The 16,256-nt window shown below is 39.3% G+C and carries 18 protein-coding genes and 1 riboswitch; of the genes, 13 read left to right on the top strand and 5 right to left on the bottom strand.

Translation table 11 applies throughout. From position 1 onward, the window contains the following. Nucleotides 1-12: 12 nt before the first annotated feature. Together JNUCC52_RS07235 and JNUCC52_RS07230 are read left to right on the top strand one after the other, a co-directional pair. Entirely contained in the window at nt 13-1,422 is a 1,410-nt protein-coding gene (locus JNUCC52_RS07235) for an NCS1 family transporter (RefSeq protein ID WP_337981799.1), read from the top strand. 90 nt (nt 1,423-1,512) lie between these two features. After that, entirely contained in the window at nt 1,513-1,701 is a 189-nt protein-coding gene (locus JNUCC52_RS07230) for a hypothetical protein (RefSeq protein WP_173478248.1), read from the top strand. A 78-nt stretch (nt 1,702-1,779) separates the two neighbouring features. On the opposite strand, the gene JNUCC52_RS07225 is transcribed toward JNUCC52_RS07230, so the two are convergent. Beyond that, nucleotides 1,780-2,952, bottom strand: coding sequence for a M20 metallopeptidase family protein (locus tag JNUCC52_RS07225; RefSeq protein ID WP_337981798.1), 1,173 nt, complete (start codon nt 2,950-2,952; stop codon nt 1,780-1,782). A 14-nt stretch (nt 2,953-2,966) separates the two neighbouring features. Then, nucleotides 2,967-4,235: an MFS transporter gene (locus JNUCC52_RS07220; RefSeq protein WP_173478250.1), complete on the bottom strand. Its 1,269-nt coding sequence runs from the start codon at nt 4,233-4,235 to the stop codon at nt 2,967-2,969. Nucleotides 4,236-4,470: 235 nt separating this feature from the next. Next, a riboswitch (cyclic di-AMP (ydaO/yuaA leader) is annotated at nt 4,471-4,617 on the bottom strand. Between the two features lie 294 nt (nt 4,618-4,911). On the opposite strand from JNUCC52_RS07220, the gene JNUCC52_RS07215 reads away from it, so the two are divergent. Further along, nucleotides 4,912-5,382, top strand: coding sequence for an S-ribosylhomocysteine lyase (locus JNUCC52_RS07215; RefSeq protein ID WP_173478251.1), 471 nt, complete (start codon nt 4,912-4,914; stop codon nt 5,380-5,382). Between the two features lie 68 nt (nt 5,383-5,450). On the opposite strand, the gene JNUCC52_RS07210 is transcribed toward JNUCC52_RS07215, so the two are convergent. After that, the gene (locus tag JNUCC52_RS07210; RefSeq protein WP_337981797.1) at nt 5,451-6,422 is read right to left on the bottom strand and encodes an alpha/beta hydrolase; all 972 of its coding nucleotides are present in this window, start codon (nt 6,420-6,422) and stop codon (nt 5,451-5,453) included. A gap of 251 nt (nt 6,423-6,673) precedes the next feature. Between JNUCC52_RS07210 and JNUCC52_RS07205 the strand changes: the two genes are divergently transcribed. After that, the gene (locus JNUCC52_RS07205; protein ID WP_173478253.1) at nt 6,674-7,858 is read left to right on the top strand and encodes an acetyl-CoA C-acetyltransferase; all 1,185 of its coding nucleotides are present in this window, start codon (nt 6,674-6,676) and stop codon (nt 7,856-7,858) included. 22 nt (nt 7,859-7,880) lie between these two features. After that, a complete protein-coding gene (locus tag JNUCC52_RS07200; RefSeq protein ID WP_173478254.1) occupies nt 7,881-8,147 on the top strand; it encodes a YqkE family protein in 267 nt (88 codons plus the stop codon). A gap of 162 nt (nt 8,148-8,309) precedes the next feature. Here the strand turns inward: JNUCC52_RS07200 and JNUCC52_RS07195 are convergent, their stop codons facing one another. Together JNUCC52_RS07195 and JNUCC52_RS07190 are read right to left on the bottom strand one after the other, a co-directional pair. Then, on the bottom strand, nt 8,310-8,774 hold the full coding sequence (locus JNUCC52_RS07195) for a VanZ family protein (protein ID WP_337981796.1): 465 nt from the start codon (nt 8,772-8,774) through the stop codon (nt 8,310-8,312). Further along, nucleotides 8,771-9,670: an aldo/keto reductase gene (locus tag JNUCC52_RS07190; protein WP_173478256.1), complete on the bottom strand. Its 900-nt coding sequence runs from the start codon at nt 9,668-9,670 to the stop codon at nt 8,771-8,773. The genes JNUCC52_RS07195 and JNUCC52_RS07190 overlap by 4 nt, the downstream gene beginning before the upstream one ends. A 77-nt stretch (nt 9,671-9,747) precedes the next feature. Between JNUCC52_RS07190 and JNUCC52_RS07185 the strand changes: the two genes are divergently transcribed. From JNUCC52_RS07185 to spoIIAB, 8 genes are all read left to right on the top strand, one after another. Continuing rightward, a complete protein-coding gene (locus tag JNUCC52_RS07185) occupies nt 9,748-10,293 on the top strand; it encodes an NUDIX domain-containing protein (protein ID WP_173478257.1) in 546 nt (181 codons plus the stop codon). Nucleotides 10,294-10,358: 65 nt separating this feature from the next. Next, nucleotides 10,359-10,871 carry a hypothetical protein gene (locus JNUCC52_RS07180; RefSeq protein WP_228134421.1) on the top strand — a complete coding sequence of 171 codons (513 nt, stop codon included), beginning with the start codon at nt 10,359-10,361 and terminating at the stop codon, nt 10,869-10,871. A gap of 99 nt (nt 10,872-10,970) precedes the next feature. Further along, a complete protein-coding gene (gene fur / locus JNUCC52_RS07175; protein WP_069510924.1) occupies nt 10,971-11,435 on the top strand; it encodes a ferric iron uptake transcriptional regulator in 465 nt (154 codons plus the stop codon). Between the two features lie 175 nt (nt 11,436-11,610). Further along, nucleotides 11,611-12,513: a site-specific tyrosine recombinase XerD gene (gene xerD / locus JNUCC52_RS07170; RefSeq protein ID WP_337981795.1), complete on the top strand. Its 903-nt coding sequence runs from the start codon at nt 11,611-11,613 to the stop codon at nt 12,511-12,513. A 132-nt stretch (nt 12,514-12,645) separates the two neighbouring features. Then, nucleotides 12,646-13,827 (top strand): phosphopentomutase, encoded by a 1,182-nt coding sequence (deoB, locus tag JNUCC52_RS07165; protein WP_173478260.1) that lies wholly within the window; start codon nt 12,646-12,648, stop codon nt 13,825-13,827. A 13-nt stretch (nt 13,828-13,840) separates the two neighbouring features. Further along, nucleotides 13,841-15,091, top strand: coding sequence for a thymidine phosphorylase (locus tag JNUCC52_RS07160; protein WP_337981794.1), 1,251 nt, complete (start codon nt 13,841-13,843; stop codon nt 15,089-15,091). 369 nt (nt 15,092-15,460) lie between these two features. Continuing rightward, nucleotides 15,461-15,814, top strand: coding sequence for an anti-sigma F factor antagonist (gene spoIIAA, locus JNUCC52_RS07155; protein WP_173478262.1), 354 nt, complete (start codon nt 15,461-15,463; stop codon nt 15,812-15,814). Continuing rightward, nucleotides 15,807-16,247: an anti-sigma F factor gene (spoIIAB, locus tag JNUCC52_RS07150; protein WP_173478263.1), complete on the top strand. Its 441-nt coding sequence runs from the start codon at nt 15,807-15,809 to the stop codon at nt 16,245-16,247. The genes spoIIAA and spoIIAB overlap by 8 nt, the downstream gene beginning before the upstream one ends. Nucleotides 16,248-16,256 lie beyond the last annotated feature (9 nt).

Genomic DNA, 16,256 nt, shown 5'->3' with positions numbered 1-16,256 from the left:
GGGGGAAGATTTATGAAACGTAACACATTAATCACAAAGGATATCGTGCCCACTTTAAGAAGGCATCGCATCATTACAGGACTAGGATTTTTTAATATTTGGGTGGGGATGGCGGTTATTATTGCCACATTCCAAATTGGCGCTAATGGTATTGAATCAATGACACTCTGGCAATTAGCAGGCGCTATTTTTGTTGCTAATGTATTAATCGCCATTGTTGCTAGTTTAACCGGGGATATTGGGATTGAACATGGTTTATCGTTTGCGGCTTATTTAAGAGCACCTTTTGGCACAGTAGGTGTACATATACCGTCGTTAATAAGGGGGATCGTTGCTTGTATTTGGTTTGGTATTCAAACATATCTTGGGGCCACAGCCATCAACTATATCGTAGCAGATTTAACAGGCTTTGATTCTTGGTTTGTCTGGTATGTTGTATTTGCAGCTGTGCAAATCGTGAATACGGCCATTGGTATTAAAGCAATCGATCGATTTGCTGTTATTGCTGCGCCTTCCATTATTTTAATTTCGATTTGGATTTTTGTGAAAATATCGAGCATTGCTACTGAAGAGGGGTTAAATATTTTTACGTATGAAGGAAGTACAGCTGAAACGACTTGGTTGCTCATTATGGCGGCAAATATGGGCTTTTGGTCTTTACTTGCCGTAGATATTCCGAATATTACGCGCTACGTAAAAGCACCAGTCAATGAGCGCAATTGGTTCCGGCGCAATAAAAATAATTATATTCCTCACTTATTAGCGTTACCAACTGTCCAAACCTTTATCGGTATTATTGGTGCCGTTAGTTTTTTAGCCACTGGCAACTGGAATCCGATTGAAGTCGTGCAACAAATTGCAACAGGTTGGGTGATGGTGATGATCTTATTGCTCGTTATATTGGCGCAATGGTCAACGAATACTGCTTCTAATTTAATTCCGGCGTCGTTAACATTTGTCAATGCCGGTGCGCGCATTCATTTGTCCTATACATGGGGTGTCATATTAGCGGGAATTATCGGCACATTGTTTCAACCTTGGATTATTTTAGAGCAGTTATTCCGTTTCTTAGGGTACTCCGGTGCCATTATGTCGGCTGTAGCAGGTGTTATTATTTGTGATTACTATATCCTTCGCAAGCGCCGTTTACATGTCAAAGATTTGTATAGGCAGGAGGGGCAATTTACATTCCATAGAGGCGTAAACGTGGCAGGTATGCTTGCTTGGCTCATTAGTAGTGTACTCGCGATTGTCTATATTGATTATATGTATTTCGTTGGTTTCCCTCTATCGGCAATTATTTACTATGTGCTAATGAAACAATGGTATTTAAAGAAATTCCCGCAACAAGAAATAGAATCTAATTACTCTGATGAATATTTAGGAACATCTGCGAACCGTGATTGGGAAATTGCTAGATAGAACTGTCGAGAAGAGATAGCAACGTCCGATATAAATAAAGACTAGACATTAGAGGGTTTCGCACAGTTTTTCAAGATAGGAGTGACAAAAATGAATTATCTATTTCAGTTTGTTGTAGTGTTGCTAATCGTTTTTTTCCTTCATTTTATCAATCAATTGTTGTTACTGAAAAAGAGTGATTTTAAAATCCAATGGAAGGCGGTGACAATACTAGTCGCAATCAGCTTTGTTGTCGTATTGCTCCTAAACATATCTATTCATCCTATGGAAATACAATGACCATTTTAGAAAAAGAAGGTAGATGAACTCAAATATTTTGAGTTTGTCTACCTTCTACACTTTTGAAAGTTGATAGTTTTAAGCTTGATTTAACCAGCTAATCGCACTATGCACAACGACTGCTACCCCTAATGGAATAACACCTTCGTCTAAAATAATATTAGGGTTGTGTAATGGGTAGTTGTTGTCACCTAACCCATTGGAGCCTGCCCACATAAACATTGTTGGCACTTGCTGGCTAATGTAAGAGAAATCTTCTGTGCCAGCTAATGGTTCAGCGTCCACTTGTAAATGATTTTCGCCAACAATTTCTTGTACAAAAGGTACGATTTGTTCGCACAATGTTTCATTATTATATAGTGATGGGGTAGAGATAGTCTTTAATTCATATGTTCCACGCATCATTTTCACTGTCGCATCTATAATTTCTTGAACTCGATTAAATAGATGATCCCTAACTTCTGGTTTGAAAGAGCGTAGTGTGGCTTCTAAATGGGCTGTATCTGGAATAATATTTGCTACTGTACCGCCACCCATTTTACCGATAACGAGGACCGCTCTTTCTTTAGGATCGATTTCCTTGCTAACTAGTGTATTCATTTGATTGTAAATCGCATTGACAATCATTAATGGATCAATGGCATTTTGCGGCTCAGAGCTGTGTCCACCTTTACCTTGCACTTTTAGAAAGAAGCCATCTAATGATGAAGCGGCGATGCCTGGTTTGTAGCCAAATTTCCCTACTTCTAAATCTGGCGTGACATGGAGGGCAAGGGCAGCATCGACTTTTGGATGTTCGAGTAAGCCATTTTCTATCATATTCCTTGCACCAAGACCAATTTCCTCGGCGGGCTGGAACGTGATTTTGACAGTACCTTTGATATCTTTTTCTTTCTCTTTTAAAAGCTTCGCAGCGCCGAGCATAAACGTCGTATGGATGTCATGGCCACAAGTATGAGCAAATCCATTTGTCGATTTAAACGGTAAATCCGTGTTTTCCTCCATCGGTAATGCGTCCATATCGCCTCTTAGTAAAATTGTTTTCCCATTGCCATTACCAATCGTCACAACAAGCCCCGCTTGCCCAACTTTTTGAGGTGTTAGACCCATAGAAAGTAATGTTTTTTCAACGTAAGCGACTGTATTCGGTAGTTCGAATCCAATCTCTGGATGTTGATGTAGATGTCTACGATGCTGAATGAATTCTTCTTGAAAATGTTCCGCCATTAGTAATGTTTCATGTTTCGTCATATGAATACACCTCTCTAGTCTAATGAATATTCTATATCTGAAGTCGTATTAACTTTAGGTTTTGTTTTAATGGCAATGACAAACAATCCAAATAAAACGATTGAAAGTACAATTAAGACATTTAACAGTAATCCATAGGAATGATTAATATTATAAATGGCCCCTGAAACAATTGGTGTCAGTGCAGCGCCTAGTGAGGAGAATAACGACACAATCCCGAATTTTGCGCTATATTCTTTTTCCCCAAATAGGGATGAAGTTAAGTAAGCAGGTGTAACTGTAACGGCCGTCGCACCAAATCCCGTAAATATCGTATACAGGATACCAGGTATTAATAGGTCACCTCTCATTAAAAATAAAAAGCTTACTAAACCAGAACCACAAATAATAAGTAATGTCGTAATGGTACCCAATTTATCGTATAAGCGACCGACTAATAACTTTCCGATAATTACCATTGCTGAACCTAAAGAGAGTAATAACGCAGCATGTTGAGGTGTGCCACCAATATCCTTTAAATAAGGCGCAAGGTTAATAATCATCCCATTGACGACAACACCACCGACAACAATTGCCGCACAAAGTGCCCAAAATGATACAGATTTAAGTGCTTCTCTTTGTGAAAGCCCATCTACTAATTGTGAAGGAGTCGCACTATTTTTTATTTCCCCTAGTGGAACAAGCCCTTTATCTGCAGGCTTAAGTCGAATAACAAACAACGCCATAGGTACGATTAACACAAACATTGAAATGCCTGTAATGAGGTAAGCACTTCTCCAACCGTAATCTGTAATAAGCCAGTTTAGAATAGGGCTAAGAATGACACCACCAAGACCACTCCCTGCTAGTGCAATCCCTAAACATAATCCACGTTTTTCGTTAAACCAATTTGTAATTAATACTGGTGCTGGAATAAGAGCAGCTCCAGCCAAAGAAGCCCCCATTAGCACTGCGAATAAGTAAAAGTGCATCGCAGTCGTCGCAAATGAAAATCCTACATAGGAAAGGGTGCCGAGCGTTGTAAATATCGTCAAATAAAGACGAATGTCCATTTTCCGCATTACTTTTCCAGCAATTGGGCAAAAAATCATGGATACTAAAGCCATGATCGTGTAATACGTCATAAATTCAGTCCGTCCAATTCCCAATTCTTCCGTTACTGGGACAGTATAAAGTGACACTAAATTAATAATTGGTGCATATAAAAATGTCATAATCATGACACATGCCACTACAATCCACCAACCATAAAAGATGCCTTTTTTCTCTTGTTGAGTAGTCATATCGGTTTCCTCCGTTTTTACTTAGTAATCGGGGCATTCCGCTAGTAGATTAGTGACGTTGAATCCGTTTTCAATTATCTCTAACATAATAAATGGCGATACCGACGATTGTTTCATCACGCTTTCTAATTCATTAAAAAGTAATGATGGGGAGTTTTGGAGGTTGTATTGATCATAAGTATTTTAAAGCCCTAAGACCTGTAGATACATCATTTTCAAATAGTACAAGCTCCATCTTCCTTCTCATTTAACGCTTACGAGGTTAGCTGACGGATTCGGGCCTTTGAGTAGCCCTACCTTAACAAGGATTCACCCCTTGGATTGAATGTTCATCCAAAAAATTTGGTTCCCCCGCATCCATTGGTTTCAGCGATCTAGAAAGTTGAAACTGCTATGATACTACTATTACAAGAAAAGTTAGTAAATACAGAAAATTTTTTTGCCAAATGAGAAGAAAAATTTTTTTACATAATAAAACCTTTTATAAATAGGGTATTAGATAAACGATAAATAAAAGAAAGAAAATATTTTTTCAAAAAGGAGAAGATTTAGATTGTTATTAATTAGAAAAATGGTGTAAGACTTCTATTTAATTATCATTCTATTTTAAAAATTTACACATTTCATAGAAAACCCGTTATAATAGTTAGTATTGTAAGAAAAGGAGCTGTTAGCAATGGAACGCGAAAAAACAAATGTGGAAAGTTTTGATTTAGACCATACGAAGGTAAAAGCACCTTATGTACGTTTAGCTGGTGTAAAAGTAGGACAAAGTGGCGATGAAGTTTATAAATACGATATTCGCTTCAAACAACCTAATAAGGAGCATATGGAAATGCCAGCACTCCATTCTTTAGAGCATTTATCGGCAGATCTTATTCGCAATTATTCCGACCATATTGTCGATTTCAGTCCAATGGGTTGTCAAACAGGCTTTTATGTATCGTTGATTAATCATAATGATTATGACGACTTACTTACGATTTTAGAAAAAACATTTACTGATGTGACGAATGCAACGGCTGTACCAGCATGTAATGAAGTGCAATGTGGCTGGGCAGCAAGCCATAGTCTTGAAGGTGCAAAAGCGCTTGCAAAAGAATTTTTGGCAAAACGTGATGAATGGCATATCGTTTTTGCAGAATAATAAAAAACCTTGCAAATTGTAAAGTGTCCGTTATGTAGATGGACATTTTGCTTTGCAAGGTTTTTCATTTAACGATGAAAAGGGATGACATTGGAAGAGGAAGAATCGTAATTAATTTTTTGATAAATAAAACTTTCTAAAAAGTCATGTATTAGATCTTCGTATTCAGCCATATTTTCATTAAAGGATTGAGCATGTGCACCTTTGTCAAAAAGCTTTAATTTTTTCTGTCCCGTCTTTTTATTATATAAATCGAGTGACATGGAAGCAGGAATAAATGTATCTGGAATACTATGGATAAAGAGAACGGGCTTTTCGATGTGTGATACAGCTTCAGAAGGCGTTACACTTTTAAATGAATACCCATCACGTAGTCGTATAAAGAAATCGGCGAAGCGAATTGGAATTATTGAACCATATTTAAATTCTGTCTTGGCAATTTGTTTAAGTAACATGGAAAAATCTGAAAAGGCACAATCAGCAATATAAAAATCTGCCCCATCTTCAACTGTTCCCGCATACAACAGCATTGTTGCCGCACCCATTGATTCGCCATGAATACCAAGGATAGCATTATCACCAATCATCGCTTTGACGGTTTTTACAACAGCATCTAAGTCATTTTTTTCATAGTAGCCATAGCTTGTTGTTTTACCACCCGAGTCCCCATGTCTTCGATGGTCAAAAATTACGGAGTTGTATCCTAGTCGTTCAAAAAGACGTGCGTATTTGACTGAGTTGATTTTATTTTCTGTAACGCCGTGACAAATAATCATTGTATTATTGGTTTGCAGAGGTTGGAACATAATACCGCGAATGGAGTAACCATTGGGGGAGTCAATATTTAATTCGCATTTAAAATTTTTATTGTACCAAGCTTCGTCAAAACGTTTGGCAGTTGTTTCGCGTTCACGAATAAATTCAGGGTCTTTTTGTTGAATGTACATTAATTTATTGGAAAGCGCAAAGCCGAACAACCCTGTTGCAGCAGCGGCGAGCGTCGTTGTAATACCTGAAAATAAAAGCATTTTCTTTTTCATCTTCAATACCTCCACGACTTCTTTCTTTGTATGTCTAGGCATTTGTCCTTAAAAGGGAAATGCACGTTTCTTAATAGTAATGTTCCCAACTACGTTTGTTTAAAACACGACAACATTTTACAACAACTTGTGAAATACTGCGATTATTTCTGTTATCGAAAATCGTCAAAACATTTGTTAAAATATAGTTATCTGCTAGTAGCATATGCATGCAGTGTTGATTTTTGAACGGGGAAAAGGGGAGAATGATTATGACAAACGAGGTAGTGATTGTTAGTGCCGTGCGTACTGCAATCGGTTCATTCCAAGGAACATTAAAGGATGTGCCAGCAACAACTCTTGGAAGTATCGTTATTAAAGAAGCATTAGCGCGCGCTGGCGTAGCAGGTGAACAAGTCGATGAAGTCATTATGGGGAATGTTTTATCTGCTGGACTTGGACAAAATCCGGCTCGTCAAGCATCAATAGCAGCAGGATTACCAAATACAGTGCCTGCTTTAACAATTAATAAAGTATGTGGCTCAGGCTTAAAAGCAGTACATTTAGCAGCACAAGCAATTGTAGCAGGGGATGCTGATATTATTGTTGCTGGTGGTTTTGAAAATATGAGCCAAGCACCGTATGTACTGAAAAATGCACGTGAAGGCTTCCGCATGGGCGATCAAAAAGTCGTGGATACGATGATTCATGATGGTTTATGGTGTGCATTTAATGATTATCATATGGGCATTACGGCGGAAAATTTATGTGATGCGTATGAAATTACACGTGAGGAGCAAGATACTTTTGCAGCACGTTCTCAGCAACGTGCAGAAGCGGCTATTGCTGCTGGTAAATTTAATGATGAAATCGTTGCTGTAGAAATTCCACAACGAAAAGGCGACGCTGTTATATTTGATCGAGATGAATTTCCGCGTGCAGGCGTGACAGCAGAATCTTTATCAAAGCTCCGTCCTGCATTTAAAAAGGACGGCTCAGTAACGGCAGCTAATGCTTCCGGCATTAACGATGGTGCAGCAGCAGTTGTAGTGATGTCAAAAGCAAAGGCATTAGAGTTAGGGCTTAAGCCAATGGCCCAAATTTCGGCAAATGCGAGCTCAGGCGTCGATCCGTCCATTATGGGTACTGGTCCAGTAACAGCGGTGAAAAAAGCATTAGCAAAGGCAAATGTATCTTTAGAAGATGTAGATTTAATTGAAGCGAATGAAGCATTTGCAGCACAATCAATTGCTGTAGATCGCGAACTAGCATTCAATCATGATAAACTAAATGTAAACGGGGGAGCGATTGCTCTTGGTCACCCAATTGGTGCAAGTGGGGCGCGCATTTTAGTTACACTTCTTCATGAGATGGAGAAGCGTGATGTAAAAACAGGCCTTGCTACACTATGTATCGGTGGTGGACAAGGAGTAGCAACAATTGTTCAACGCCCTTAATGTAAGTAAGAAGGTGAAAGCAATGGGAAAAAAACGAAAACAACAACAGCATGTAGATAATCGTCACACAGCTAGTTTACCAAAGCAAGAAGCTGTTACATTAGCCGATCAGCTAGGTGGCGATGTGTTAGCGAAGTTAAAAGCTGCAAAACAAGCATTATCTGCAAAAGAACAGGCAGCGGAGGAAGAGCGTCAAGCACAGCTAGCCTTTGAGCGTAAGCAACGTGAGAAAAACAAATCGTTTGAAGAATTATTAAACGAATACGGTGATAAAGGCTCTAAATTTTAGTCTTAGATTAGTAAAAACAGTGAATCTCTTTTGGGAGATTCACTGTTTTTTAGTTAATCGCTGATAGAATGGCAGGAATCGCCGATAGAATGCCGAGAATCGCCGATAACCCCGTGAGAATCGCCGATAGAATGCTTAAAATCGCCGATAGCCCAACGAAATTTATTTTTTTAGCATTCGTATTTTCTTTACGGCTAAGACGAGGCTAATAAAAACAATAGCGCCAGCTGTATCGACTAGGACATCTTGCCCGTTCATTGTGCGTCCAGGTGTAAAGCTTTGGCGGAATTCATCTAGCATTGCAATTACTGCCGTTAGAGCAATGGCGACACCCGTAGCAAAACGTCGTTTTCCCCATGCAAAGTAGATTCCGAGCGCAATACAGCCAAAACCTATAAAATGGGTGAATTTTCGAATTAGAAATTCTATAAATTCAAAGTAGCCTCGCTCCTCAACAGACACTACGGTATCCCAATATGGAATTTTTAATACTGACAGTTGTGCCTCAAAAGGTTTATTAGCCAACAGTTCCTCTAGCTCAGGAATAATAGACTGTTGTTCGTAGCTCATGCTAGAGGAAATGGCGAGAATAACTAAAAGGAGCAATAAAACGAGCCATTTTTTCATCGGTGATCTGCGTATTGTTCCGCTTTTGTCAGCGTGTTGGCTACTTCAAAGTTGGTAATGGCATTGACTTTTTCATAGGCTGTCAGTGTTTGGGCAAGTTGTTCCTGTGAACTAGCACCAATCACAGTGGAAGCAATAGCATGTTCCTTCAAATTAAAGGCAAGCCCGAATGCATGTAAATCCTCATAGTGGTTTGCTAAGTCAGTTAATGTCGCTGTTAATTCATCTGCTGTATAGGTTTGATAACCGTCAACGCGTTGCAAGCGTTCTTTCCAAGTGTTTGTTAGTAAGCCTTTTGCAACGGTACCGCGTGTTACTACTGAAGCACCTTCACCCGCAATAAAATCTAGCCATTCTTCAGGGCGACGATCTAACGCACTATATTGCATCATGACACTTTTTGCAGCGCTTGCAGGTAGAAAACGTTTAAGTACATTTGGTCGAATAGAGGAAATACCATATTCGCGAATGACACCTTCTTTTTTCAAGTTTTCAAAAGTATCCATAATGCCATCCCAATCGTCCTCTATTGTGCCGCCATGTAGTTGATAGACATCGATGTAATCTGTACCGAGTCTTTTTAGGCTTTTATAAACCGCCTCTTGAATGTAAGCAGGGGAGGCATCCCAATGCCAGCCTTCCACACCTTCTGTCCAACGATTGCCTACTTTCGTTGCTACAATTACATCTTGTCGACGTTTGCCCAAAATGGAGCCAATAATTTGTTCGTTGGCACCAAAATCATATAAATCGGCAGTGTCAATATAGTTAATACCAGCATCTAAAGCCATATCAACGATGGCTGCTGCCTTTTGTTTGTCTGTCGAAAGAGACATACCTCCTAAACTAATTTCTGAAATATATAAATTACTTGAACCGAGCTGTCTTTTTTTCATACGAATGCCCCTCCTTCGATTTCTCTACTTGTAATGGTACAATGAACATATCTGAAGAACAAGCGAGGTTATAGGCAATGAAAAAGTTTGAAGAAAAAACGACACAAACGACATCCATTTATGATGGGAAAATTGTAAAGTTACAGGTCGATGATGTCACATTACCAAATGGCAAGTCGGCTAAGCGTGAAATTATTAAGCACCCAGGAGCAGTAGCTGTCATTGTCATCACCAACGAAGGTAAGCTTGTAATGGTTGAACAATACCGTAAAGCGCTTGAGCGTTCTATTGTAGAAATTCCTGCTGGTAAACTTGAAATAGGGGAAGAACCGATTCATACTGCACGTCGAGAGCTTGAAGAAGAGACTGGTTATGGCGCACATCAATTTGAGTATTTACAAGCATTTGCTACTTCACCAGGCTTTGCGGATGAAGTGATTCACCTATTTGTTGCGACCGATTTATATCAGATTGAAAATAGAGCAGAACTCGATGAAGATGAATTTGTCGAATTACTAGAAGTTTCGTTGGAAGAGGCACAAGCGATGGTCGCGGATGGACGTATTTATGACGCCAAGACAGCGTTTGCAGTACTTTGGTTTGCTTTGCAACAAGATAAATAAAGTTTAGCATAATAGAAGCGGACGAGCATAAGCTGTAAAAACCTTGATAGAAAAGGAGCATGCTAATGTCTCGTACGGTTTCTCTATTTTATCACGCATCAATTGTTGCAGTGAGCTTCGTTTGTGGCGTCATCTGCTTTCATATTATTGGAGGGGCGAACGCAGAGCCTTTTATTTTATTTATAGAACCTCGTTTAGCAGATGTGGACAGGCAATCTATTTTCCGTTTAGTGCTACCTGTCGCCGCTTCAGTCGGCATTGTATTGTTACTTGCTACACATAGTGTCTTAAAAGTTTTAGTACGTGTTACAGTCGCAATACGCGCAACTTTTTTTGGATTTAGCTCCGTATTTTTACTACAAAAACTTGAGGCGTTTTGGCTATATACGATTTGGTGGTTTCCATTTCAGCTTATCTATTGTATATTGTTGCTAGTATTATGTAATTTACTTGTACCCTCCTGGTCGAAGCGAAAAATCGGGAAAAAGATGAATGGACGGACAATTTTGTTGAATTTTATCGCTTTTTTCATCATAATAGTTGCTGAGTTTATCGTAATATCGTATGTACTCAAGTAATGTAACAGCTAAAAGCATAAATGTACTTGAAATCTAATCACTATCTTGTAATAGGATTTACTCCTTTGGTATAATGAAATGAGTTTAGGGGGGCGTCACATGGAAAGCCGTATTGATCGTATAAAAAAACAGTTGCATAGTGCTAGTTATAAGCTGACGCCGCAGCGAGAAGCAACAGTTGCTGTTTTGCTAGAGCACGAAGAGGACCACTTAAGTGCAGAGGATGTCTATCTTTTAGTAAAAGATAAGGCACCTGAAATTGGTCTGGCTACTGTTTATAGAACATTAGAATTACTAACAGAGCTTAAAATCGTCGACAAAATCAACTTTGGTGATGGCGTATCACGCTATGATTTGCGCCAAGAAGGAGCTGCACATTTCCACCATCATCTAGTTTGTATCGAGTGCGGTGCTGTAGATGAAATTCAAGAGGACTTACTTGAAGATGTGGAAGCCGTTGTTGAGAAACGTTGGAACTTTATTATAAAAGATCACCGACTAACTTTCCACGGTATATGCTGGCGTTGTCATGATAAAAACGACGAAACGAATGAAGAACAATAACGAGGAACTGTCTGATGAAATCTTATGTATAGATTGCATTAGGCAGTTTTTTGTTTTTTAGTTTGTTTGCTGTACCTTTCTATTAAACTAGCCAATTCGAATGAAGTGAGCCCTTTCGCACTTTTTTTATAGGCGTGCTAAAATAGAGAATAATTGACAGTTAGGGGGCGTTGTGATGAATGAATTTCAATATGCAATAGAGGATTATATCCATTTTATCCAGGTAGAGCGGCAATTATCCGTTAATACATTAGCATCCTATCGCCGAGACTTAGAAAACTATGTTCATTTTTTACAAGAAGCTGAAGGAATGTCCGATTTTCGCAAAGTAGAACGGACAACTATATTACGGCATTTAGAGCAACTACGCATGCAAGGAAAGACAAGCCGTACAATTGCACGCCATATTTCGTCCATTCGTAGTTTTCACCAATTTTTACTTCGAGAAAAGCGAACAGAATCTGATCCTACAGTCCATTTAGAAATGCCAACGATTGAACAAAAACTTCCGAACGTACTTTCCATTGAAGAAATTGAAGCTTTACTGGCAGCACCGAACCGCAGTAAGCCGCAGGGTATTCGTGATGTGGCGATGCTAGAGCTGTTATATGGCTCTGGTATGCGTATTAGTGAGCTAATTGCACTTGATTTAGCTGATATTCATTTGACAATGGGCTTTGTGCGTGTGTTTGGAAAGGGCGGCAAGGAACGTATCATTCCACTAGGAAAAAGCGCTCTTTCTGCTTTAAGTGTTTATTTAGATGGCGCAAGAGGAACATTACAAGGGAAATATCCAAAAACAGATGCATTTTTTATAAATCAACGTGGAAAACGTTTAACTAGACAAGGTTGTTGGAAATTAATGAAGGAGCACGCATTAAAGGCAGGAATCCAGCATGAACTAACACCACATACTTTACGACATTCCTTTGCTACCCATTTAGTGGAAAATGGGGCAGATTTACGTGCAGTACAAGAGATGTTAGGTCATGCAGATATTTCTACAACCCAAATTTATACACACATTAGTAAAACGAGACTATCGGAAGTATATAAGCAGTACCATCCACGTGCTTAACGCAAAAATAAGTGATGGATAGAGTCTCTACCACGTATAAAAGAATAAATATTTACCTTAGTCGGATGTCTGACCTTTATCCTTTAGCTTGTTTTTGGTAAAATGGAGTCGTGAGATTAGGAGGCAACAATTATGAATAAACCATTTAAAAAAATCCATGTCGTTGTAATGGATTCAGTTGGGATTGGTGAGGCACCAGACGCAGCTCAATTTGGAGATGTAGGCGCTCATACATTAGGCCACATCGCTGAAAAAATGAATGGGCTTACAATGCCCAATATGGAATCGTTTGGCTTAGCAAATATTGAGCCACTTCAAGGAATGCAAGCAGTAGATGCACCAAAAGCATACTACGGTAAAATGCAGGAAGCATCTGTTGGGAAAGACACAATGACAGGGCACTGGGAGATTATGGGTCTTAACATTGATAAACCATTTAAAGTGTATCCTGAAGGATTCCCTGCTGAACTGATTGCGGAGCTTGAGCAACGTACAGGACGAAAAGTTCTATGTAATAAGCCAGCAAGTGGCACGCAAGTGATTGATGACTTTGGACAGGAACATATGGACACAGGGGCAATTATTGTCTATACATCTGCTGACCCTGTATTACAAATTGCAGCACATGAAGAAATCATTCCACTTGAAGAGCTATATAAAATTTGCGAAATTGCACGTGAGTTAACATTGCAGCCAGAGTACTTAGTAGGACGCGTAATTGCTCGACCATTTATCGGTACACCAGGCAACTTTACACGTACGCCAAATCGTCATGATTATGCGTTAAAGCCATTTGGTCGCACAACGATGAATGCATTAAAGGATGCAGGGTTAGACGTCATTGCAATCGGTAAAATTTCTGATATTTTCAATGGTGAAGGTGTTACGGATGCAGTACGCACAAAAAATAATATGGACGGTATGGATCAATTTGCAAAAGTTGCACGTCGTGATTTCCACGGGATTAGCTTCTTAAATTTAGTAGATTTCGATGCAAACTTTGGCCATCGCCGTGATCCACTTGGCTATGGTAATGCATTACAAGAATTTGATGCACGCCTTCCTGAAATTTTAGAGGCAATGACAGAAGATGATTTACTGATGATTACGGCTGACCACGGAAATGATCCGACATTCCCTGGCACAGATCATACACGTGAATATGTACCATTAATTATCTATTCACCACGTTTTAAAGGTGGTAGCGAGCTAGCTCTACGTGAGACTTTTGCAGATATTGCCGCAACTGTCGCTGAAAACTTCAATGTAGAAGCACCACCATTCGGTAAAAGTTTCTTAAACGATTTAAAATAAGGAGGAATTTTCGATGAATATGGTGCAACTATTTGAAAAGAAAAAACAAGGTAAGGAGCTTTCGCAGGCAGATATCCAATACTTTGTTGAAGGCTATACAAAAGGTTCTATCCCAGATTATCAAGCTAGCTCTTTATTAATGGCCATTCGTTTAATCGGTATGACAGATGAAGAAACGTTTTATTTAACGAAGGCAATGATTGAATCAGGAGATGTCATTGATTTAACTTCGATTGAAGGCTTTAAAATAGATAAGCATTCAACAGGTGGTGTCGGTGACAAAGTAACGTTAATCGTAACACCGATTATTGCTTCACTAGGCATTCCAGTGGCGAAGTTTAGTGGTAAAGGCCTTGGTATTACAGGTGGTACAATTGACAAACTAGAATCGATTCGAGGCTTAAAAACAGAGCTGTCTTCACAAGAATTTATTGATAATGTTAATAAACATAAAATTGCTGTTGCTGGTCAAACGGGTAATCTTGTGCCAGCGGACAAAAAACTTTATGCATTGCGTGATGTAACGGGTACGGTCGATTCTATTCCGTTAATTGCTGCGTCTATTATGAGTAAAAAAATTGCAAGTGGCGCAGATGGCATTGTGCTAGATGTGAAATGTGGCTCTGGTGCATTTATGAAAACGGAAGAAGAAGCTAAAAAATTAGCTGAGGCGATGACAGCGATTGGTGAAAAACTAGGGCGTAAAGTAGTCGCGCATATTAGTGATATGGATAATCCACTAGGAAAAATGATTGGTAACAAGCTTGAAGTAGTAGAAGCTTATGCTCTACTAAGTGGTCGCTTAGAAGAGACACATGCTGATTTACTAGAGGAGTGTATCATTATTTCCTCACTTATGTATCAGATTGCAGCAGGAGTAGATGAAACAACAGCAAATGCGGCAGTCAAAAAAGTGCTGGAGGATGGCACAGCAGCTGCTAAGTTTGAGGAGTTTATTGTGGCACAAGGCGGAGATTTAGCGGATATCGTGCAAAATGATACTGCTCATAAAATTGCTGTCACAGCGGCTTCTGATGGCGTTGTAGAGTCTATTAATGCATTGATGATCGGTGAAGCAAGCGTAAGTCTCGGCGCAGGTCGCTTAACGAAGGAATCTGCTCTTGATTATGATGCGGGCATTCAGCTAGTTGCGAAAAAAGGTGACCGTGTATCAACTGGCGAAACGATAGCATATCTTTATTCAAACAGTGAAATCAACGAGGAAACAGTTGATAAAGTACAGCAAGCTTATACAATTGCTTAATTAATCAAATAAAAAGAATACATGAGTTGAAGATAGAAAAGGCGGGCCTCTATACGGGAACATTCGCTTTAGAAAACATCAACGACAACGCAAAAAGTGTTCGATTGACGGCCGTCAATCGAACACTTTTTCTTTTGTTTTTCGGCTGCCTTTTTACTAAATAACTACATAAAAAAGCCTCCTTCACAGTTACACTTACAAAAAATGTAGACCACGTTTAAAACTTTCTTATTTATCCCATACTGCACATAACCTTAAAGCAATAAGAATGTCGATTTTACACTATTTCGAAAGACTTGGCACTAGTTCTGTCAACAGCAAGGATTTGTCAAAAGGAATGTGGAATTGCACGAGGAGGAGGCGATGTTCATGCATTTTCAATTAGAAATGGTAACAAGAGAGACAGTGGTTGTACGTTTATTTGGGGAGCTCGATCATCATGCAGTAGAGCAAATTCGAGCTAAAATTTCTGCAGCAATATTTCAAGGCGCAGTAACGACCATCATTTGGAATTTTGAACGACTATCGTTTATGGATAGTTCAGGTGTTGGCCTTGTCCTTGGTCGAATGCGTGAATTAGAAGCAGTGGCTGGACGAACAATTTTATTAAATCCATCGCCGACAATGCGAAAAGTATTTCAATTTTCTGGTTTAGGGCCGTGGATGATGGATGCAACAGAGGAAGAAGCGATTGATCGAGTTAGGGGGATTGTAAATGGATAACGAAATGACATTAACTTTTTTAGCAATTAGCGAAAATGAAGCTTTGGCACGTGTGGCCATTACAGGCTTTATCGCACAATTAGACCCAACAATTGATGAGCTATCAGAATTTAAAACAGTTGTCTCGGAAGCTGTTTCCAATGCGATTATCCACGGTTATGAAGAGGATGGTAAAGGTGTTGTTACAGTCCATGCAAAACGTGAGGATGATATTGTAACCGTATCTGTAATGGATAAAGGGGTTGGTATTGCAGATGTAAGTCAAGCAATGGAACCTTTGTTTACAACGAAAAGTGCAATGGAACGTTCGGGAATGGGCTTTACAATTATGGATAGCTTTTCAGATCAGCTGACAGTCATGTCTCAATGGCAACAAGGCACAACAGTAACGTTTACGAAAAAATTTTACTCGGTTCGCACAGCGGTAATGTGAGGTTGCTAT

The organism is Lysinibacillus sp. JNUCC-52 (assembly GCF_015999545.1).
Taxonomy (GTDB): domain Bacteria; phylum Bacillota; class Bacilli; order Bacillales_A; family Planococcaceae; genus Lysinibacillus.
The sequence above is the reverse complement of the archived record's forward strand: the minus strand, read 5'-3'. Positions and strand labels throughout refer to the sequence as shown.